At 70.0% G+C, this 19,263-nt stretch carries 23 protein-coding genes; 10 read left to right on the forward strand and 13 right to left on the reverse strand.

Going from position 1 to position 19,263, the window contains the following annotated elements; genetic code table 11:
• Positions 1–16: 16 nt before the first annotated feature.
• Entirely contained in the window at positions 17–931 is a 915-nt protein-coding gene (locus ADK57_RS31210) for a helix-turn-helix transcriptional regulator (protein WP_053752973.1), read from the reverse strand.
• A gap of 112 nt (positions 932–1,043) precedes the next feature.
• Between ADK57_RS31210 and ADK57_RS31215 the strand changes: the two genes are divergently transcribed.
• Together ADK57_RS31215 and ADK57_RS31220 are read left to right on the forward strand one after the other, a co-directional pair.
• Positions 1,044–2,477: an MFS transporter gene (locus ADK57_RS31215; RefSeq protein WP_053752974.1), complete on the forward strand. Its 1,434-nt coding sequence runs from the start codon at positions 1,044–1,046 to the stop codon at positions 2,475–2,477.
• A gap of 114 nt (positions 2,478–2,591) precedes the next feature.
• Positions 2,592–2,798, forward strand: a complete 207-nt coding sequence (locus ADK57_RS31220) for a hypothetical protein (protein WP_053752975.1) — start codon at positions 2,592–2,594, stop codon at positions 2,796–2,798.
• Positions 2,799–2,871: 73 nt separating this feature from the next.
• On the opposite strand, the gene ADK57_RS31225 is transcribed toward ADK57_RS31220, so the two are convergent.
• From ADK57_RS31225 to ADK57_RS31235, 3 genes are all read right to left on the reverse strand, one after another.
• Positions 2,872–3,276: a VOC family protein gene (locus ADK57_RS31225; RefSeq protein ID WP_053752976.1), complete on the reverse strand. Its 405-nt coding sequence runs from the start codon at positions 3,274–3,276 to the stop codon at positions 2,872–2,874.
• A gap of 68 nt (positions 3,277–3,344) precedes the next feature.
• Positions 3,345–3,935 (reverse strand): TetR family transcriptional regulator, encoded by a 591-nt coding sequence (locus tag ADK57_RS31230; RefSeq protein WP_053752977.1) that lies wholly within the window; start codon positions 3,933–3,935, stop codon positions 3,345–3,347.
• Positions 3,936–3,960: 25 nt separating this feature from the next.
• The gene (locus ADK57_RS31235) at positions 3,961–4,977 is read right to left on the reverse strand and encodes an aldo/keto reductase (RefSeq protein WP_053753020.1); all 1,017 of its coding nucleotides are present in this window, start codon (positions 4,975–4,977) and stop codon (positions 3,961–3,963) included.
• Positions 4,978–5,175: 198 nt separating this feature from the next.
• Between ADK57_RS31235 and ADK57_RS31240 the strand changes: the two genes are divergently transcribed.
• The gene (locus tag ADK57_RS31240) at positions 5,176–6,291 is read left to right on the forward strand and encodes an endonuclease/exonuclease/phosphatase family protein (protein ID WP_053752978.1); all 1,116 of its coding nucleotides are present in this window, start codon (positions 5,176–5,178) and stop codon (positions 6,289–6,291) included.
• 139 nt (positions 6,292–6,430) lie between these two features.
• On the opposite strand, the gene ADK57_RS31245 is transcribed toward ADK57_RS31240, so the two are convergent.
• Positions 6,431–7,813 carry a glycine--tRNA ligase gene (locus ADK57_RS31245; RefSeq protein ID WP_053752979.1) on the reverse strand — a complete coding sequence of 461 codons (1,383 nt, stop codon included), beginning with the start codon at positions 7,811–7,813 and terminating at the stop codon, positions 6,431–6,433.
• A gap of 162 nt (positions 7,814–7,975) precedes the next feature.
• Between ADK57_RS31245 and ADK57_RS31250 the strand changes: the two genes are divergently transcribed.
• The 4 genes from ADK57_RS31250 to ADK57_RS31265 are packed head-to-tail and all read left to right on the forward strand — an operon-like array spanning position 7,976 to position 11,093.
• Positions 7,976–8,929, forward strand: a complete 954-nt coding sequence (locus ADK57_RS31250; protein WP_053752980.1) for a metal ABC transporter solute-binding protein, Zn/Mn family — start codon at positions 7,976–7,978, stop codon at positions 8,927–8,929.
• 17 nt (positions 8,930–8,946) lie between these two features.
• The gene (locus ADK57_RS31255) at positions 8,947–9,714 is read left to right on the forward strand and encodes a metal ABC transporter ATP-binding protein (RefSeq protein WP_053752981.1); all 768 of its coding nucleotides are present in this window, start codon (positions 8,947–8,949) and stop codon (positions 9,712–9,714) included.
• On the forward strand, positions 9,714–10,616 hold the full coding sequence (locus ADK57_RS31260) for a metal ABC transporter permease (RefSeq protein WP_053752982.1): 903 nt from the start codon (positions 9,714–9,716) through the stop codon (positions 10,614–10,616). Before ADK57_RS31255 ends, ADK57_RS31260 begins: the two co-directional genes overlap by 1 nt.
• Positions 10,617–10,676: 60 nt before the next feature.
• The gene (locus ADK57_RS31265) at positions 10,677–11,093 is read left to right on the forward strand and encodes a Fur family transcriptional regulator (protein WP_053752983.1); all 417 of its coding nucleotides are present in this window, start codon (positions 10,677–10,679) and stop codon (positions 11,091–11,093) included.
• Between the two features lie 162 nt (positions 11,094–11,255).
• Here the strand turns inward: ADK57_RS31265 and ADK57_RS31270 are convergent, their stop codons facing one another.
• Genes ADK57_RS31270 through ADK57_RS31285 form a run of 4 tightly spaced genes read right to left on the reverse strand, consistent with a single transcriptional unit; the run spans position 11,256 to position 13,342 of the window.
• On the reverse strand, positions 11,256–12,089 hold the full coding sequence (locus ADK57_RS31270; protein WP_053752984.1) for an isoprenyl transferase: 834 nt from the start codon (positions 12,087–12,089) through the stop codon (positions 11,256–11,258).
• Positions 12,090–12,127: 38 nt separating this feature from the next.
• Positions 12,128–12,877 carry a DNA repair protein RecO gene (gene recO, locus ADK57_RS31275; protein WP_053752985.1) on the reverse strand — a complete coding sequence of 250 codons (750 nt, stop codon included), beginning with the start codon at positions 12,875–12,877 and terminating at the stop codon, positions 12,128–12,130.
• 46 nt (positions 12,878–12,923) lie between these two features.
• Positions 12,924–13,139, reverse strand: a complete 216-nt coding sequence (locus ADK57_RS31280) for a hypothetical protein (RefSeq protein WP_053752986.1) — start codon at positions 13,137–13,139, stop codon at positions 12,924–12,926.
• Positions 13,136–13,342, reverse strand: coding sequence for a hypothetical protein (locus tag ADK57_RS31285; RefSeq protein WP_053753021.1), 207 nt, complete (start codon positions 13,340–13,342; stop codon positions 13,136–13,138). The genes ADK57_RS31280 and ADK57_RS31285 overlap by 4 nt, the downstream gene beginning before the upstream one ends.
• A 124-nt stretch (positions 13,343–13,466) precedes the next feature.
• Here ADK57_RS31285 and ADK57_RS31290 point away from each other — a divergent pair, with 124 nt between their 5' ends.
• Positions 13,467–14,300 carry a helix-turn-helix domain-containing protein gene (locus tag ADK57_RS31290; RefSeq protein ID WP_053752987.1) on the forward strand — a complete coding sequence of 278 codons (834 nt, stop codon included), beginning with the start codon at positions 13,467–13,469 and terminating at the stop codon, positions 14,298–14,300.
• Positions 14,282–14,557 (forward strand): DUF397 domain-containing protein, encoded by a 276-nt coding sequence (locus tag ADK57_RS31295; RefSeq protein WP_053752988.1) that lies wholly within the window; start codon positions 14,282–14,284, stop codon positions 14,555–14,557. Before ADK57_RS31290 ends, ADK57_RS31295 begins: the two co-directional genes overlap by 19 nt.
• On the opposite strand, the gene ADK57_RS31300 is transcribed toward ADK57_RS31295, so the two are convergent.
• Positions 14,550–15,506 carry an SCO2521 family protein gene (locus ADK57_RS31300; RefSeq protein WP_053752989.1) on the reverse strand — a complete coding sequence of 319 codons (957 nt, stop codon included), beginning with the start codon at positions 15,504–15,506 and terminating at the stop codon, positions 14,550–14,552. The genes ADK57_RS31295 and ADK57_RS31300 overlap by 8 nt on opposite strands.
• Position 15,507: 1 nt before the next feature.
• Complete coding sequence (locus ADK57_RS31305; protein WP_053752990.1) at positions 15,508–16,494, reverse strand: SCO2522 family protein; 987 nt, start codon at positions 16,492–16,494, stop codon at positions 15,508–15,510.
• A 153-nt stretch (positions 16,495–16,647) separates the two neighbouring features.
• Here ADK57_RS31305 and ADK57_RS31310 point away from each other — a divergent pair, with 153 nt between their 5' ends.
• The gene (locus ADK57_RS31310; protein ID WP_053752991.1) at positions 16,648–17,865 is read left to right on the forward strand and encodes a GNAT family N-acetyltransferase; all 1,218 of its coding nucleotides are present in this window, start codon (positions 16,648–16,650) and stop codon (positions 17,863–17,865) included.
• Here the strand turns inward: ADK57_RS31310 and ADK57_RS31315 are convergent.
• Together ADK57_RS31315 and ADK57_RS31320 are read right to left on the reverse strand one after the other, a co-directional pair.
• Positions 17,855–18,817 (reverse strand): FAD-dependent oxidoreductase, encoded by a 963-nt coding sequence (locus ADK57_RS31315; RefSeq protein WP_053752992.1) that lies wholly within the window; start codon positions 18,815–18,817, stop codon positions 17,855–17,857. The genes ADK57_RS31310 and ADK57_RS31315 overlap by 11 nt on opposite strands.
• A 70-nt stretch (positions 18,818–18,887) precedes the next feature.
• Complete coding sequence (locus tag ADK57_RS31320; protein WP_053752993.1) at positions 18,888–19,082, reverse strand: hypothetical protein; 195 nt, start codon at positions 19,080–19,082, stop codon at positions 18,888–18,890.
• Between the last annotated feature and the right edge of the window lie 181 nt (positions 19,083–19,263).

The raw sequence follows: 19,263 nt of genomic DNA on the forward strand, positions 1-19,263 counted from the left end.
CCCGAGTGCCGACGCACTACCTCGTGCGCGTGACGGCGATCGCGTGCAGCCGCTCCAGCCGTGCCCGTGACTCCTCGTCCGCCGGTGTGTACGTCACCATGCGCGGCCCGTTCTCCGGGCCCAGCCACAGGTCGGTGTGGTCGACGACGACACGGCCGACGTACCGGTTCAGGAACTCCTTGCGCTTGCCGCGGTGGGCGACGACCTCGTGTCGGTCCCAGGCCGCACAGAAGTCCGGGGACTCGGCGCGCAGCCGCTTGAGGAGGATCTTCCAGGCGGGCTCGGCGAGATGGGCGGCCATGGTGGCGCGGAAGCGGGCGGCCATCATGCGCTGGGCGTCCTCCAGGTGCACGATGGACGACTGCCACTCGGGGTGCGTGTAGGAGAGGACCATGCAGTTGCGGTCCTCGGGCGGCACCGCGTCCAGGTCGCACAGCAGCAGGCTGTAGGTGCGGTTGTAGCCGAGGATGTCGTAGCGGCTGTTCTGCACGGCGGCCGGAGCCGGTTCCAGCTGTTCCAGGACCGCACGCAGCGCCGGGGTGAGCGAGGGGCAGTCGGTGGCCGGTGCCGGGTCCACGGCTCCGGCGAGCTGGAAGAGGTGGGCGCGTTCGGTGGGGTCGAGCAGGAGTGTGCGGGCGAGGGCGTCGAGGACCTGGACGGAGACCTGGATGTCCCGGGCCTGCTCCAACCACGTGTACCAGGTCACGCCGACCGCGGAGAGCTGGGCGACCTCCTCGCGGCGCAGGCCGGGCGTGCGGCGCCGACGGCCGCGGGGCAGGCCGACCCGCTCGGGGGCGATGTGCTCGCGACGGTGACGCAGGAACGCGGCGAGTTCGTTCCGCCGGATCTCCGCGACAGCCGTTCCGGATGCCCTTCCCGACGGCGTTCCCGACGCCTTTCCCGATGCCGTCTCCTGGGCCATGGTCGTCATACCTCCAGCCTGCCGCCGCCCGCACCCGGTCCACACCCGGTTTCCAGGTGCTTCTTGTACCAGGATAAGAAGACTCTGGTACCCGTCTCGGGGCGGCCGCAGGCTCGTCATCGTGACCGAAACCACGACCACTCCACACGCCGCCACCCGCCTCTCCCCCACCCCACCGGAGCTGGGCGGGCTCGGCCTGTTCACGGTGCTGCTGGCCGCGGCGCTGCCCCTCGTCGACTTCTTCATCGTCAACGTCGCCCTTCCGACCATCGGCGCGGACCTCTCCGCGAGCGAGTCGGTCCTGGAGCTCGTCGTCTCCGGGTACGGGCTGGCGTACGCCGTCCTGCTCGTCCTCGGCGGCCGGCTCGGCGACCTCTTCGGCCGGCGCCGGCTCTTCCTCGGCGGCATGGCCGCCTTCGGCCTGACCTCGCTGGCCTGCGGGCTCGCGCCCACCGCCTGGACCCTGGTCGCGGCCCGGGTCGCGCAGGGCGCGGCCTCCGCGGCGATGCTGCCGCAGGTCCTCGCCACCATCCAGGCGGCCACCGCGGGCCCGCGCCGGGCCAGGGCGATGGGCCTGTACGGCGCGACGGCCGGCCTGTCGATGGTGGCGGGCCAGATCCTGGGCGGCGTCCTCGTCGCGGCCGACATCGCGGGCACGGGCTGGCGCTCGGTGTTCCTGGTGAACGTGCCGGTCGTCCTCGTCGGTCTGCTGCTGGCCGCCCGCGCGATCCCGGAGACCCGCGCGCAGCGCCCGGAGCCGGTGGACGGGCCCGGCACACTCCTGCTGGCCGCCTCGCTCCTCGCTCTGCTGGCCCCGCTCACCGAGGGCCGGTCAGCGGGCTGGCCGCTGTGGACGTGGCTGTCGCTGGCCGCATTCCCGTTCGTGGCGGCGGCGTTCTACGCGGTGGAGCGCAGGGCGGACCGCCTGGGCCGTACGCCACTGGTGCCGCCGAGCCTGTTCCGGCTGGTGTCGCTCAGGCGCGGGCTGGTGATGATCCTGCCGTTCTCCATCGGGTTCAGCGGCTTCATGTTCGTGATCGCGGTGGCGTTGCAGCAGGGCGCGGGCCTCGGCCCCGTCCAGGCGGGCCTGGCCCTCGCCCCGCTGGCGGTGACGTTCTTCTTCACCTCGCTCGCCGGTCCCCGGCTCATCGCCCGCTACGGCACCCGTGTGGTGACGGCCGGCTCCCTGCTCCAGGCGTTGGGCGTGGGCCTGATCGCCCTGGCCGCGTGGCGTTCCTGGCCGGACCTCGGTGTCGTCGCCCTGCTCCCGGGCGGGGCGATCGCCGGCGTTGGCCAGGCCCTCCAACTCCCCGTGATCTTCCGGATCGTGCTCTCGGAGGTGCCGTCCGCCCGGGCCGGCGTCGGCAGCGGTGTGATGACCACCACCCAGCAGTCGGCGCTGGCGCTGGGTGTGGCCACCCTCGGCACCCTCTTCCTGTCCCTGACTCCGGGCCTGGGTATGCGGAACGCGCTGGTCACCACGCTCCTCGTGCAGTTGGCGGCGATCGCCGCGACCGGTCTGCTGAGTCTGCGGCTGCCGAGGACGATCGACTGAGCCCCAGAACACGGGTTGGCCAACTCGCTGTGAAGGATCCCCTGTTGATGTTGGTCTTGCTGCACACTCCTTGCTGCGTCAACAGACTCGCAGGGCGCGGCCTCTGGAGGCAGCATGCTGGAGATCAACACGAGCAAGGTGAGCCGCTGGGACCAGCACGGGCGCGAACACGTCGTCCGGGTACAGCGGGCGGGAATGCAGCGCACGATCAGATGCGACACGTGCGGCTGGCGCCAGGGAGCGCAGTTCCTGCCCTGGCTGAAGGCGGAGGAACACCTGGCGGAGGCGCATCAGGCGACGGTGGATCCGGCCCAGGCGTAGTCCGGGCATAGGCCGGGGCGTAGTCCGGGCATGGGCCGGGGCGTAGTCCGGGCATGGGCCGGGCGTAGAACCTCTAGTCGCCGAGTTCGGTGAAGAGGGTCAGCTGAAGGGCGCCCGGTGCCTCCAGCCGGGAGTTCAGCGAGTTCCAGGGTGTGCGGGTCGGCTCGGCGACCACCTCCGCTCCCGCGGCGGCCAGCTTCTCGGTGGTGGCGACGGAGTCGTCGACCTGGAAGGCGACCCGGATGTGGCCGGCGACCCGCCGCCCGACCTCCACCTCGTCGATGAAGGCGGCGTGGTTCGGGTCGGTCAGCTCCAGGGTGGCCCGGCCGGCGTCGAGGATGGTGACGCGACCGTCCTCGGAGGCGAACGCGCCGCGTTCGGGCAGACCGAGGACGTCACGGTAGAAGTGCAGCGCCGCGTCGTAGTCGGCGGCCGTGACCACCAGGCGGAGTTCACGGACGGCGGGTTCGTCGGACATCTCGGCTCCTCGAAGATCGCGGGTACTGAGGCGACAACCCGGTGACCGGCCGGACGATTCCCGTCGGCTCAGGCTGCCAGCCCCCGCAGCAGCAACCCCACCACCGCCTCGAACTCGCCCTCCACGCCCGGCAGTTCCCACTCCCGGTGGTAGTACGGGTCGTGGAAGCGGCCCGTCGCCTGGAAGACGGCGCGGGCCGTGGTGGCCGCGTCGGCGACCGCGAAGGTGCCCGCGTCCACGCCCGCCCCGACGATTCGGGTCAGCTGAGCGGTGAGGTCGGTGATGTGTTCGGCCACCGCCTCGCCGTTCTCGTCGATCAGGACCATGTACGTGGCGAACAGCTCGGGATCGTCGCCCGCCTTGCGGCGCTTGGCCTCGAAGAGGGCCGCGAGCCAGTCGCGGAGGCGGGAGGCGGGGTCGCGCTCCGAGTCGGCGGCGATACCGGCCAGGGACTGCGACGTACGGTCCAGCCACCGCTTGGTGACCGCCTCCCGCAGCGCCGCCTTCGTCCGGAAGTGGCGGTAGACGCTGCCGTGGCTGACGCCGAGCGCGCGGGCGACGTCGACCACGGTGGCCTTGGCCGGGCCGTGGCGGCGCAGCACCTCCTCGGTGGCTTCGAGGATGCGCTCGGCGGTCAGGATCTCGCTGGTCGGTGGCATGAGCAGACCGTACCTGGCGGCCCGGTCAGCGTTCGAGGTGCGCCATCTGGGCCGCCGGGTAGCGCTCGCCTGCGGCGGCTCCGGCGGGTACGGCCTCCTCGATCGCGGCGAGGTCGGCCGCATCCAGCGTGACGTCCAGCGCGCCGAGCGACTCCGCGAGCCGCTCCCGGGTCCGCGCGCCGACCAGCGGCACGATGTCGTTGTTGTGCTGCGCGCCGCGGGAGAGCACCCAGGCGATGGCGATCTGCGCGACGCCGGCGCCCTTCTGCTCGGCGATCTTCCGCAGCGCCTCGACGAGGTTCAGGTTGTGCCGGAGGTTCTCGCCCTGGAAGCGCGGGGACATCGCCCGGAAGTCGTTCGCGGCGAGCTGCCGGTCGCCGGTGAAGTGGCCGGAGATCAGACCGCGGGAGAGGACGCCGTACGCCGTCACGCCGATGCCCAGTTCACGGGTGGTCGGCAGGATCTCGTCCTCGATGCCGCGCGAGATCAGCGAGTACTCGATCTGCAGGTCGCTGACGGGGGCGGTGGCGGCGGCCCGGCGGATGGTGTCGGCGCCGACCTCGCTCAGGCCCACGTGACGGACGTGGCCCTTCTCGATCAGTTCGGCGATCGCGCCGACCGTCTCCTCGATCGGTACGCAGGGGTCGAGCCGGGCGATCCGGTAGACGTCGATGTGGTCGACGCCGAGGCGCTGGAGCGAGTACGCGGCGAAGTTCTTCACGGCGGCCGGGCGGCCGTCGTATCCGGACCAGCCGCCGTCCGGGTCGCGCAGCGCGCCGAACTTCACGCTGACCAGGGCCTGTTCGCGGCGGGCGGCGGGCGCGGTGCGCAGGGCCTCGCCGATCAGCAGTTCGTTGTGGCCCATGCCGTAGAAGTCGCCGGTGTCGAGGAGGGTCACGCCGGCTTCCAGGGCGGCATGGACGGTGGCGATCGACTCGGCGCGGTCGGCGTCACCGTACAGCGCGGACATGCCCATGCAGCCGAGGCCGAGGGCGGAGACCTGGGGGCCGGTGTTTCCGAGAGTGCGCGTGTGCATCGTCATGACATCCACCATGGCATGTCAGCTGACAGATTTCAATATCTGTCAGCCGACATCTGCAATCCGTCATCTGTCAGCTGTCATCTGTCCGGTCGACGGGACGGGTACCCCGAGGACAATGAGAGATGTCGGCGTGCAGTCATCTCGGGCGGCGCCTGCCGCCGGCCCGGGGGCACTCTCGCGCCACCCCAGGAGGCCCGTATGAGCATCCGTATCGCCACGTTCAACATGGAGAACGTCTTCCGCCGGCCCACGGTCTTCCGCCTGGAGGACCCGGCGAAGCGCAGGGAAATCCTCGACGACTTCGCCGAGTTGGTCGGTCTCCTCGACCTGCCTGTGTACCAGGCCGACGACAAGAAGGAGATCGCCCGGCTCGTCAAGAAGCACCGGGCGTACGACACCGACCCGAAGAACCCGCCGCCGCCGATCTTCGTCAACCAGTCCCGCCCGGGCAAGGAGTCCGGACTGTTCAGGACGACGGGGTCAGGGAGAAACACCGACGTCGAGGTCACCGCCAAGGGCCGTGCCGCGTGGGCCGGTTGGGCCGAACTGGGGCAGGACGACCTCGACCTGGACGTGGTGCGGAACACCGGCCGGGTGGTCTCGGAAGTCGACGCCGACATCCTGCTCACCGTGGAGGTCGAGGACCGGTTCACCCTGGAGCGCTTCAACACGCAGGTGCTGGCCGGGGCGCTCGGCAGGCGGCCGTACCCCTACGCGCTGCTGATCGACGGCAACGACAGCCGGGGCATCGACATCGGGATCCTCAGCCGCCACCCGATCACATCCGTACGGACCCACCTCTTCGACACCAACCCGGACCGTCCCGACCAGCGCCTCTTCAGCCGTGACTGCCCCGAGTTCGAGATCCGGCTCAACGGCACGCCCCTCGTGCTCCTCGGCAACCACCTGAAGAGCAAGTCCCACGACGACCCGGAACTGCGGCTGGCCCAGGCGAGGCGGGTCGCGCAGATCTACCGGGCCGCGCTGGAGCGCACGCCGCACGTCGTCGTCGCCGGGGACCTCAACGACCACCCGGAGAGCGACACGGCCGCAGTGCTGGAGGGCACCGGCCTGCGGGACGTGATGACGCACCGCTCCTATCGCGGACTGCCCGGCACGTTCGGGGAGTGCAAGAGCGAGCAGAACAAGCTCGACTACCTGCTGCTGGCACCGGAAGTGTGGCAGGAGGTGCAACACGTCGGCCTGGAGACCCGCGGCATCTTCGCGGACGACATCAAGTCCTTCGACACCGTGACCTCGAAGGCCGACGCCGCATCCGACCACGCCGCTCTCTACGTGGACGTGGACCTGTAGACGAACAGTTCCCCGCGCCCACCGAGGGGCGCGGGGAACTGTGTCGGCATGCGGCTTGGCCGCGTGGCGCGGCAGGCCACGACGAGAGCCGCGGCCGTCACACCACCGGGCCGGGCGGACGCCGGCCCGGCACGAACACCTAGCAGCCGATCAGCCGGCTCGCCAGGTACCCCTCGATCTGGTCCAGCGAAACCCGCTCCTGCTTCATCGAGTCACGCTCGCGCACCGTCACCGCGTTGTCGTCCAGGGTGTCGAAGTCGACCGTCACGCAGAACGGCGTACCGATCTCGTCCTGGCGGCGGTAGCGGCGGCCGATTGCGCCGGCGTCGTCGAAGTCGATGTTCCAGTTCTGCCGCAGCGCCTGGGCGAGACCCTTGGCCTTCGGGGACAGCTCGGGGTTGCGGGACAGCGGAAGCACCGCGACCTTCACCGGGGACAGCCGCGGGTCCAGGCGCAGCACCGTGCGCTTCTCCAGCTTGCCCTTGGCGTTCGGGGCCTCGTCCTCGATGTAGGCGTCGAGCAGGAACGCCAGCATCGCGCGGCCGACACCGGCCGCGGGCTCGATGACGTACGGCGTCCAGCGCTCGCCGGCCTCCTGGTCGAAGTAGGAGAGGTCCTGGCCGGAGGCCTTGGAGTGGGCGCCGAGGTCGTAGTCGGTGCGGTTGGCCACACCTTCGAGCTCGCCCCACTCGTTGCCGCCGAACTGGAAGCGGTACTCGATGTCGGCGGTGCGCTTGGAGTAGTGGGAGAGCTTCTCCGCCGGGTGCTCGTACCAGCGCATGTTCTCTTCACGCAGGCCCAGGCCGGTGTACCAGTTCCAGCGCTGCTCCATCCAGTACTCCTGCCACTTCTCGTCCTCGCCCGGCTTGACGAAGAACTCCATCTCCATCTGCTCGAACTCGCGGGTGCGGAAGATGAAGTTGCCGGGCGTGATCTCGTTGCGGAAGGACTTGCCCATCTGCGCGATGCCGAACGGCGGCTTGCGACGCGAAGTGGTCTGCACCTGGGCGAAGTTGGTGAAGATGCCCTGCGCGGTCTCGGGACGCAGGTAGGCGATCGAGCCGCTGTCCTGGGTCGGGCCGAGGTGGGTGGAGAGCAGACCCGAGAACTGCTTGGGCTCGGTGAACTGGCCCTTGTTGCCACAGTTGGGGCAGTTCACGTCCGCCAGGCCGTTCTCCGGCGGGCGGTTGTGCTTGGCCTCGTACGCCTCTTCAAGGTGGTCGGCACGGAACCGCTTGTGGCACGAGGTGCACTCGGTGAGCGGGTCCGTGAAGGTGGCGACGTGGCCGGAGGCCTGCCAGACCTCGGGGGCCAGGATCACGGACGAGTCGATACCGACCACGTCCTCGCGCGACGTCACCATGTAACGCCACCACTGGCGCTTGAGGTTCTCCTTGAGCTCGACACCCAGCGGCCCGTAGTCCCAGGCGGCGCGCTGTCCGCCGTAGATCTCACTGCAGGGGAATACAAAGCCACGGCGCTTGCTCAGGCTGACGATGGTGTCGATCTTGTCGGCGGCCACGGTGCTCTCTTCATTACGACGACGGGCGACGAAGCGAGGATGCTTCAGAGCGAATGCTTCAGGTTACCGGCGGGGGATCCCCTCCGATCAAATCGGTTGCCCGTACAGGCCTCTCACCATGTTTGTTGACAACGGTTTCCATATTTGTTGAAAATGAGTGTCATGAACGTACGACGACACCACATATCCGGCATCGCGGTCGCCGCGGCCGCCGCCCTCGGCCTCGGCACCCTCTCCGCCTGCTCCAGCGACAGCGCGGCGGCGGGCAACACGGACAAGTTCGACGTCGTCGCCTCGTTCTACCCGATGGCCTTCCTCGCCGAGCAGATCGGCGGGACCCATGTGAACGTCACCAGTCTCACCGAGCCCGGCCAGGAACCCCACGACCTGGAGATCAGCGCCAAGCAGACCGCGCAGCTCCAGGAGTCCGACGCGGTGCTCTACCTCAAGAACCTCCAGCCCGCCGTCGACAAGGCGGTCACGCAGGCCGACGTCAAGAACAAGATCGACGCGGCCACGCTGACCAAGCTGGAGGACCACGGCGACGTCGAGCACGAGCACGAGGGCGAGGAGGCCTCCTCCGAGGAGGAACACGCCCTCGACCCGCACATCTGGCTCGACCCGGTGAAGTACGCCGAGGTCGCCGAGGGTGTCGCCAAGGCCTTCGAGAAGGCCGACCCGGACCACGCGGCGGACTACAAGAAGAACGCCGCCGCGCTGGCCAAGAAGCTCGCCGACCTCGACAGCGCGTACGAGAACGGCCTGAAGAACACCGGCACCAAGATCTTCTTCACCAACCACGCCGCCTTCAGCTACCTCGCCGAGCGCTACGGCCTGACCCAGGAGGCCATCTCCGGCCTCGACCCGGAGAGCGAGCCCAGCCCCGCCCGGATCAAGGAGCTCCAGACGGAGGCCGAGGCCGACGGCGTCACCACCGTCTTCTACGAGACACTGGTGTCCGACAAGACCGCGAAGACCCTCGCCCAGGACGCGGGCCTCAAGACGGACGTCCTCGACCCGCTCGAGGGCATCACCGAGAAGTCCGAGGGCGACGACTACTTCCAGGTCATGGAGTCCAACCTGACCGCGCTGAAGACCGCTCTCGGCGCCAAGTGATCCCTACGGAGGACCTCGTGAGCGAGCCCGTCATCTCCCTGCGCGGCGTCCGCGCCGAGCTGGGCTCGCGCCCCGTCCTGCGCGGAATCGACCTCACCGTGTCCCGCGGCGAGGTCGTCGCGCTGCTCGGGGCCAACGGCTCCGGCAAGTCGACCGCGATCCGCAGCATCATCGGCCAGGTGCCGGTGAGCGACGGCGAGATCGAGCTGTTCGGCACCCCGCGCCGCCGCTTCCGCGACTGGGCGCGCGTGGGCTACGTCCCGCAGCGCACCACCGCCGCGGGCGGCGTCCCCGCGACGGTCACCGAGATCGTCTCCTCCGGCCGCCTCTCCCGCGCCCGCTTCGGCATGCTGCGCAAGGCCGACCACGAGGCCGTACGCCGTGCCCTGGACCTGGTCGGCATGGCCGACCGCGCGAAGGACTCCGTGGGCGCCCTCTCCGGCGGCCAGCACCAGCGTGTGCTGATCGCCCGCGCCCTCGCCGCCGAACCCGAACTGCTGATCATGGACGAACCGATGGCGGGCGTGGACCTGGCGAGCCAGGAGGTGCTGGCCCGCACCCTCAGGGAGCAGGTCGCCCGGGGCGTCTCCGTCCTCCTCGTCCTGCACGAACTGGGCCCCCTGGAGCCCCTGATCAACCGGGCGGTCGTCCTGCGCGACGGCTGCGTCCAGCACGACGGCCCGCCCCCGAAGGCCCTCGGCCAGCACGCGCTGCCCGGCCACGACCACGTACACCCGCACGCGGCTCACGACGCCGAACCGATCCGGACGGGACTGCTGAGCTGATGGACCTCCTGAACTACGCCTTCATGCAGCGGGCCCTGCTCGCCGCCGTCCTGGTCGGCATCACGGCCCCGGCCGTCGGCATCTACCTCGTCCAGCGCCGCCAGGCCCTCATGGGCGACGGCATCGGCCACGTGGCGATGACCGGCGTCGGCCTCGGCTTCCTGCTGTCCTGGTCCCCGGTGTGGATGGCGACGCTCGTCTCCGTGCTCGGCGCGGTCGCCATGGAGCTGATCCGCTGGTACGGCAAGACCCGCGGCGACATCGCCCTCGCGATGCTCTTCTACGGCGGCATGGCCGGCGGCGTGATGTTCATCAACCTCGCGCCGACGGGCTCGAACGCGAACCTGACGTCGTACCTCTTCGGCTCGCTCTCGACGGTCAGCGAGTCGGACGTCACGGCGATCTGTCTGCTGGCCGCCTTCGTGGTCCTGGTCACCCTCGGCCTGCGCCGCCAGCTGTTCGCGGTGAGCCAGGACGAGGAGTTCGCGCGGGTCACCGGCCTGCCGGTACGTGCCCTGAACCTGCTGACGGCGATCACCGCGGCGGTCACGGTGACGGTCGCGATGCGCGTGGTCGGCCTGCTGCTGGTGTCGGCGCTGATGGTGGTGCCGGTGGCTGCGGCGCAGCAGCTGAGCCGCAGCTTTGCGGCCACTTTCGCGATCGCCGTGGCCATCGGGGTCTCGGTGACCATCGGCGGCACCGTGACGTCGTACTACCAGGACGTGCCGCCCGGCGCGACGATCGTGCTGCTGACCATCGGGGCGTTCATCGTCATGACCGCGCTGGCGGCCCCGCTGGCCCGGCGGCGCGCGCGGGCAGTGGCGGCCTCACAGCCCGCCGGGGACCCCGCGGAGTGTGCGATTCCGGCCAGCCGGGAGTCCGACGGAAAGGTCGGCGTCTGACCACTGACAGGCCGGGCTGGCACAATGGCCCGGCAGGTGCAGACGTTGAGGAGGCAACCGGTGACGACCGCAGGACCGCCCGTGAAGGGCCGCGCCACCCGGCAGCGGGCCGCCGTGGCGGCGGCGCTCGACGAGGTCGACGAGTTCCGCAGCGCGCAGGATCTCCACGACATGCTCAAGCACAAGGGCGACTCGGTCGGGCTGACCACGGTCTACCGCACGCTCCAGTCGCTCGCCGACGCCGGCGAGGTCGACGTGCTGCGCACCTCCGACGGCGAGTCCGTCTACCGCCGATGCTCCACCGGCGAACACCACCACCACCTCGTCTGCCGCGTCTGCGGCAAGGCCGTCGAGGTCGAGGGCCCGGCGGTGGAGACGTGGGCGGAGGCCATCGCGTCGGAACACGGGTTCGTGAACGTGGCGCACACGGTGGAGATCTTCGGGACGTGTGAGGACTGCGCGGCGAAGTCGGCCTAGCGGTCAGCGGCCCAGCTGCGGGCAGTCGTGCCGCTGGGGCGATGGGGGTCCCCCCGCTCGAGCGAAGTCGAGAGTGGGGGAAGGGGTGGGCGCAGCGGCACCCCGCAGCGCCGGGTTACGCACCCACCCCCGGCCACCGGTGACACCGGGCGCCCCTCCGGCCTACTCCTGCTTGCCCTCCATGGCCAGCAGCTCCTCGTTCGGGATGGCGCCGCCGAAGCGGCGGTCCCGCGAGGCGAACTCCACGCAGGCACGCCACAGGTCACGCCGGTCGAAGTCCGGCCACAGCACGTTCTGGAAGACCATCTCGGCGTAGGCGCTCTGCCACAGAAGGTAGTTGGAGGTGCGCTGTTCACCGCTGGGGCGGAGGAACAGATCCACATCCGGCATGTCCGGGTAGTACAGATACTTCTGGATGGTCTTCTCGGAGACCTTCGACGGGTCGAGCCGCCCCGCCTTCACGTCCTCCGCCATCGCCTGCATCGCGTCCGCGAGCTCGGCACGGCCGCCGTAGTTCATGCAGAAGTACAGCGTCAGCTTGTCGTTGTCCTTGGTCTGCTCCTGGGCGACCTGGAGCTCCTTGGCGACGGACTTCCACAGCCGGGGCATACGGCCCACCCAGCGCACCCGGATCCCCAGCTCGTCGAGCTGGTCACGGGTCCTGCGGATGAAGTCGCGGTTGAAGTTCATCAGGAAGCGCACCTCGTCGGGCGAGCGCTTCCAGTTCTCGGTGGAGAAGGCGTACAGCGAGATGTTCTTCACACCCATCTCGATCGCGCCCTGGAGCACGTCCAGCACCCGCTCGGCGCCGACCTTGTGCCCCTCCGTGCGCGGCAGGCCGCGCTCCTTGGCCCAGCGGCCGTTCCCGTCCATGACGATCGCCACGTGGGTGGGGACCAGCTCACCGGGGAGCTTCGGCGGGCGGGCCCCGGACGGGTGCGGCTCCGGCGTCTTGTACTCACGGCGCTGGCGCCCCAGGATCCCGCGTACGGCCATGGTGCTTCCGTCTCCTCGTGCTTGTCGGTGCTCGTTGTCTAGGACTTCTCGACGTATCGAAGGGAGCGCAGCCCGCGCTCCAGATGCCAGTGCAGGTAGGCGGACACCAGCCCGCTGCCCTCCCGGACGTACCGCGGCTCGCTCGCGTCCGCGGTCTCCCAGTCTCCCGTAAGCAGCGCCCCGAGGAGTTCCAGGGTCTGCGGCGACGGTACGACACTCCCCGGCACCCGGCAGTCGACGCAGACCGACCCCCCGGCCGCCACCGAGAAGAACCGGTTCGGCCCGGGCATGCCGCACTTCGCGCAGTCGGTGAAGGTCGGCGCGTAGCCGTTGACGGCGAGAGAGCGGAGCAGGAACGCGTCGAGGATCAGATGCGGCGCGTGCTCGCCCCGGGCGAGCGTCCGCAGCGCACCGACGAGCAGCAGGTACTGCTGCACCGCCGGCTCGCCCTCGTGATCGGTGAACCGCTCGGCGGTCTCCAGCATGGCCGTCCCGGCGGTGTAGCGCGCGTAGTCCGCGACGATCCCGCCCCCGTACGGCGCGATGGTCTCGCTCTGCGTACACAGTGGCAGCCCGCGCCCGATCAGCTCGCTCCCCCGCGCGAAGAACTGCACGTCGACGTGGGAGAAGGGCTCCAGCCGGGCCCCGAACTTCGACTTGGTCCTGCGCACCCCACGGGCCACGGCCCGTACCCGCCCGTGACCGCGCGTGAGCAGCGTGATGATCCGGTCCGCCTCACCCAGCTTCTGGGTGCGCAGCACGATGCCGTCGTCACGGAACAGACTCATGGGCCCATTCTCGCCTACTCCGGATGTCCCCCGTCGTCCCCGTGCTTCACGGCACCTCGCCGCGGCTGCGCGCATTGGCATACGTCGTCATCGCGCTCAGCCGCTCGGCCGGCGTGGCATGCCGCACGGCACCCGGCTCGGCGTCCCACTCCCGCCCTCCGCCGCACGGTCTCAGTTGCACATACGGCCCCTCGTGCCCCATGACGATCCCCACCCGCCCACTCCGGGTGTCCACGGCATACGCCCCCACCGGCGGCTTCACCGCAGCACCGCCGCGAGTCGCTGCGCGGTCTGAACGGAACACCGCCCCAATTCGATGAGCGGACAGGGCGCCTCCCGCGCAAGACTCACCGGATCGAGCCCGAGTGACGGCAGCGTAATTCCCGCCGCAAGAAGCGCCGCGCGCAATTCTTTCACCGTTTCCTCCGCCTCTTCGACGCAGAACGCCGAGTGCTGCGACTCCACAGACCTCACCGTGCTCCCCTTCCTTTTCGGGTTTCACTCTTCTCATCTCCACGATGCCCTGCCGGGCCTACACTCGGCAGGAGTCTGTGCACTACAAGTGCGGGTCAGCGGAGGGTGATTGGCTGTGGCCAATGGTTCACGGCAGGCGGCTTGGGAGTTCTTCGGGACGGAGCTGAAGCGACGACGCGAGGACGCGGGGATCACTCAGGCGGAACTGGGCTTGAGAGTTTTCGTGTCCGGTGGGTACATCGGACAGTTCGAACAGGCCATTCGGAAACCTCAATTGGATGTTGCGCAACGGATTGATGAAATACTACAAACCGATGGCTTTTTCGAACGGCTCTGGAAAAAGCTCATCAAGGAGCAGCCGTACACGGAGTACTTCGCACACGTGGTGGAGCTGGAGCGGCTGGCGACAGAGATCTGCGAGTACGCGCCGACGGTGATTCCGGGGCTGCTCCAGACGCGGGAGTACGCGCGAGCGGTGTTCCTGGCGGGCAATCCGCTGGCCACCGACGAGTACATCGAAGAGCTGGTCAGAGGGCGCATGGACCGGACGCAGCTCCTCAAGGACGCTACACGACCCGTGTATTGGGCGGTCCTGCACGAGACGGCCCTGCGCATCCCGGTCGGCGACGCCGGGGTCATGTCGCACCAGTTGGACCACATCGCGACGCTGCTGCGGGAGCGCGCAGTGCTACTGCAGGTGCTGCCCTTCGCGGCGGGAGCGCACCCGGCCATGGGCAAGATGATGAAGCTCATGGAGTTCGAGGACGCGCCGCCAACCGCCTATACGGAGGGGGTGTTTTCGGGGAACCTGCTGGACGAACCGGCGGTGGTGAAGCGGGTCCGGGCGTCCTACGATCACATCAGGGCCGCCGCGTTGTCGCCGGAGGCGACCCTGGCCCTGATCGAGTCGGTGGCGGAGGACTACAGACGATGCGCGAGTACGGCCTGAGCAGCGCCCGCTGGCGCAAGAGCACATACAGCGACGGCAACGGGGGCGATTGCGTCGAGGTCGCGTACGACTTCCCGGGCGCCGCCCGCTGGCGCAAGAGCACCTACAGCGGCGGCGACGGCGGGGAGGACTGCGTCGAGGTCGCCGACGGAGTCCCCGGCGTCGTGCCGGTCCGGGACTCCAAACTCGCCTCGGGCAGCCCCGTCCTCGTCTTCCCCGCACGCTCTTGGACCGGCTTCCTCGGCCTTCTCAAGTAGCGGCGCATCCTCGAATGGCCTGGACGGCCAGTTGGTCACGGATCCGCTGGACCAGGTTCTGCCACTGGCGAGTGAACCCCGGATCCCGTTCCAGCACGTCCCACAGGTGACGCAGGGCGGGGTCCACGTGGGCGCCCGGCATCCAGAGATGCAGCAGATGGTCGATGGCCGGGCGCAGCTCCAGGATCGCCGACGACCCGTCCACCGTGCCGAGCCGGCTGATGTCCAGCATGTGCACGACGGTCGTCAGCAGCCAGTCGTGCAGCGCGAGGTCCTCGCACAGACCGGCGGCCGCGCCGGCCGGGATGTCCTCCGGCAGCCGCAGCTCCACGGTCCGCAGCCCGTCCTCGGCCAGCCTGAAGCGCACCAGCGTGGGCCCCTCGCCCCCGGTCGCCCGCAGCGCCGCCCAACGCAGCCGTGTCCGCCGGGACTTGAAGGGCACCCGGTGATCGAGGAGCGGATGACGCACAAGTTGGGCGAGCATGCCGTCCGCGATCGTTCCGAGGTCGAGTTCACCGCGCTCGGCTCCCTCCAGCACCCCCTCTGCCGCGGCCTGCTCCGGCAGCTTGCCGAAGGGTTCGACGATGCCGGGCCGGAGGAGGTAGTGCCCCCAGGGACGCCGCAGGCCGGGACCGGCCGCCGGGGCACTGAAGTACGCGCCGGCCTGGAGCAGTCGTCCCTCGGTGAGCGCGGCACGGGTGATCACCGTGCCTACGGCCCGGACCTTGGCACCGTTGGAGGTGGGCAGCCGGCAGTCCACGCCGGTCAGGATCTCGGGGGAACGGACGTACAGATTGGGCCGCTCGGAGACCCGTTCGTGTTCGTCCATGCGCAGCCTGAGCAGTTGGGCTGCGGCGCGGCCGTCCAGGGCGAGGAGGGTCGGAAGCAGACAGGTGCGCACCTCACCGCAGGCGAGGACCGGACGCGCCTGCTGTCGCGGGGACGTCATGTCACGTCCCCTCGGGCGGGAAGAAGTCGGCCGGCTCCTCGTAGAAAACGTAGGTGGCGCGCTGTGCGACCGCCGTCGGCACCGCGGCCCCTTCGCGGGCGGACCGCTCGGCGACCTGCCGCAGCGCGCCGGAGTCGACGTCGACCTGGTCGAGGATGAGCCGGACGGCGTCCTCGACGGCCAGGAAGCGGTTCGGCAGCAGCGTGCAGGTGCGGTAGGCGCTGAAGGGTGCGGCGGAGGCGTTGAGCCTGAGCAGCGGGGGCAGGCGGTCCCAGTCGTCCGGGAAGTCCCCGCCGTCCCAGGGGCGCGGGGTCAGCACGGGCTTGCCAAGGTGTCGTAGGAGTCCGAGCCGGGCAAGCTGCCACACGGCGGCCATAAAGGCGCAGGACCACACGCGCCGGTCGCCCTCCTCGGACCACAGCTCGACGTCCATGAACACCGAGTGATTGCGGGCCGCGGTCTCCTGCGGCGGCTGCCAGGTCTTGACATCGCCCAGGGCACTGCGCCGATCGGTGGGCGTGCGTCGGCCGTTGGCGAGCCAGCCGGTCTGGCTGGCGGGCGGGCGGAAGCCGTAGGTGCCGGGCGGCGGGGACTCGACGATGCGGTGCAGGACGGACTCGGCCGGTTCGATCCGGTCGGCTACGGCACAGCCGGACTCGCGAGCCAGGTAGTCGACGACCAGTCCCGCCCGCTCGGCCTCTTTGAGGACGAGCGGGACGAGTTCGGCCGGACTGGAGAAACGGGTGAAGTAGTCGTCGATGAGGAAGCAGGTACTGATGCGGGTCCGTTTGAGACCGGCGCGGCGGGCGGCGGAGGCGCGGGCGGCGTCCATCCAGACGCGCACCTCGGCGAAGTGCTCGCGCAGTCGGCCGGGTCCGGCCTCGAAGTCCTCCATGTAGAGATGGCCCAGTTCCAGCGAGAGATGGGAAAGCGGTACGGACTGGGTGCGGGGCTCCGCGGTGGACTCCCGGAACACGGACTCCGTCACAGCTGTCTCCACTTCGTGTCGTGGACCGTGCAGGCCTCGGAATTCACCACGGCGGCGCCTCAACGGTACCTGTGCGCAGGGAAGTTGATCTGTAGGATTCAGCGACCGGCGAGCGCGCGACCCATGAGGTCGAGCTGAACGAAACGGACGGACATGGCTGCATGGTCCACCCGGGCGGCCTCCCCCGCCGATCTGGCCCCGCTCCGCTCCCTGCTGGCCGATTCGTGCGAGAGCGCGGTCATTCCTTCGTCGGAACTCCTTGCCGACGCCATCGACCGTGAACTGGTGCAGGTAGCCGAATACGAGGGCGAGTTGGTGGGGTGCGTGGCCGCGGAAATGCCGTCACCGGGGCATGCGCGGCTGTCCGTGATCGCGATCCGGGCCGGAATGCGCCGGCGGGGCATGGCCTCACGGCTGCTGACCGAGACGGTGAAGAAGCTGCACCGGACCTCGAGCGAGCCGCCGCTGATATCCGCCCTGGCGACCACGGAGCAACTGGCGGTGACCCACCTCCTGCTGGCGTGCGGTTTCATCGGGACCCGGATCATGCGCACCGGCGGCAGGACGGGCGCCCTCCCCATCCACTACCAGTACAAGTCCCGTGTGGAGTACCTGGATCCGGACGCCCGGCATCTCGTGCATGTCACCGCCCACGAGCAGCTCAAGGAATCCCTGTCGCCCTCCGACCACGCGGTGACGGCGCTGGTGCCCCTGGGCGGTAAACCGGCGTTCGAAATAGCGCGGTTCGAGCAGGACGACCCGGCGGCCCTCCAGTCGGGGGAGGCCGCGGCCGGCATCGCCTTCTCCGGTTCGATACTCGCCGCCATCACCTTCCTGCTGGGCTTCGCCTTCTCGTCGACCCGGTTCCCCGACGACGTGCGGCTGCTCCTCATCGGGGCGACGTTCAGCACCGTGCTCTCCCTGATCGTCTACGCGAGCGCCTCCGGCGAACTCGCCCGGATCCGCTCGAACTCGTTCGGCAGGATCATGAAGTGGGGAAACGTGCTCTCCGAGTACGGAGGCGTGCTCCCCTTCCTGATCTCGCTTCCCGTCACCTACGCGCAGGCCAGCGGCGACCCTTGGACGACGATGGTCCTGGCCGTCGTACTCAGCGCCGCGATCGCCTGGTACGAGCGGTCCGAGTTCTCCATCGCCCACCGGTTCCGCCGAAGCCGGTTCGAGCTCGCCCTGACGATGCTGACGGCGGCCTCGCCGACGGTCGGCGCGGCGCTGGTGGCGGCGGACGCCACCAGCTGGCCGTGGACCACCGCCCTGACCCTCACGCTCGCGGCCCGGACCTGGCTGTATCTGTTCCGCCGGGGTGCGGAGGCCGACATCGCGGAGCGCCGGCAGTGGCAGATCAAGGAGTAGGTCCCGCTGTCGTACGGACCCGCTGTGCCACCTCGCGGGCGCACCCCCAGGACAGCGTCAGTCCGGCGCCGCCGTGGCCGTAGTTGTGCAGCAGCAGGGTGTCCTCGTGCCGCTCGTCCGTGAGCCGGACCCGGCTGCGGACCGGCCGCAGCCCCACCCGATACCCCAGCACCCGGGCTTCGCCGATCGACGGCTCCACGGCCGCGCAGCGGCGGACGATCTCCCGGGCCGAGGCCTCGTCCGGGCTCAGATCCCAGTTGCCCCGCTCCGCCGTACCGCCCAGAACCAGCACGTCGGCGTGCGGATAGATGTAGGTGAGGTCCTCGGCCCCGGGGGTGTCGTCGCACCAGAAGGTCCGGATGCCGGGGTTCTCCACCACGACGAGCTGGCCGCGCACCGCGTCGACCGAAGCGTCGTCCGCGAGGAACCGGGCGTCGGCGCCCGAGCAGTTGACGACCACCTGTGCTTCCCGGAGGGCCTCGTCGAGCCTGTCGTAGCGGTGGCGGCGCAGGGTTCCGCCCGCCTGCTCGAGCCGTCGGACGAGGTAGTTCAGGTACCGGGGCATGTCGACGAGAGGGGCGCGGTAGCGCCACCCGGCAACGAACCCCTGCCGGAGCTCGTCCGGCCGGCACAGGCGCGCGCCCACCAGGCCGCCCCACACCGGCATGTCGCACGGGAGCCTGGATTCCTGAGTGCCCTCCACCAGTCGGATCCCCGTGTCCGCGTCGGGGCTCAGCGCGACAAGTTCCGACAGGGTCTCCCGGCTCCACCGTTCGACCAGGTCACTGGGTTCGGCGAGATACGGGTCCCACATCGCGCCCGCGGCCGCCGAGGTCGTCTCGCCCGGGGACCGGTCGGTGTCCACCCGGACGTCCATTCCGGACTCCGCCAGACACACCGCCGTGGTGAGCCCTGAGACTCCGGCGCCGATCACCACCGCCTTGGCCGACACTGCTTTCGCCTCCGTCGTCCGGCTCTGTGAGCGCCCGGGCTCGGGCAACGTTGTCACCGGGGCTTCGAGACTATCCGAGCCCGCGTACACACGCCCGCGCGGCGTACGCCCATTCGTCACGCCTCGGCCGCCACTCGTCTTCGGTGAGGCGGGCGGCGAGCCCCCTGAGCGCTTCCCAGGTCTCCGTGTTGGCGATCTGACTGTCGAGGACGTCCTCGTCGGTGATGAGCTGCTCACGCCACTGCAGAACGGGTTCGAGGGGCACGGAGCCGGGGGACCTGGTCGTAGCCGATGCCAGGGCGGGAGGCGAACTGCCTGAGGTCGCTGTCGCAGGCACGCATCCACGCCGACCGGGTGCGGAAGACCGGCCTGCGGGCCTCGAACCGTGCATCTCGCGCCGCGCGGTGGCCTCCAGGAGCATGTCGAGAGGGTGCGGGCGCGGCTTG

It is taken from the genome of Streptomyces sp. MMG1533, from assembly GCF_001279775.1.
Taxonomy (GTDB): domain Bacteria; phylum Actinomycetota; class Actinomycetes; order Streptomycetales; family Streptomycetaceae; genus Streptomyces.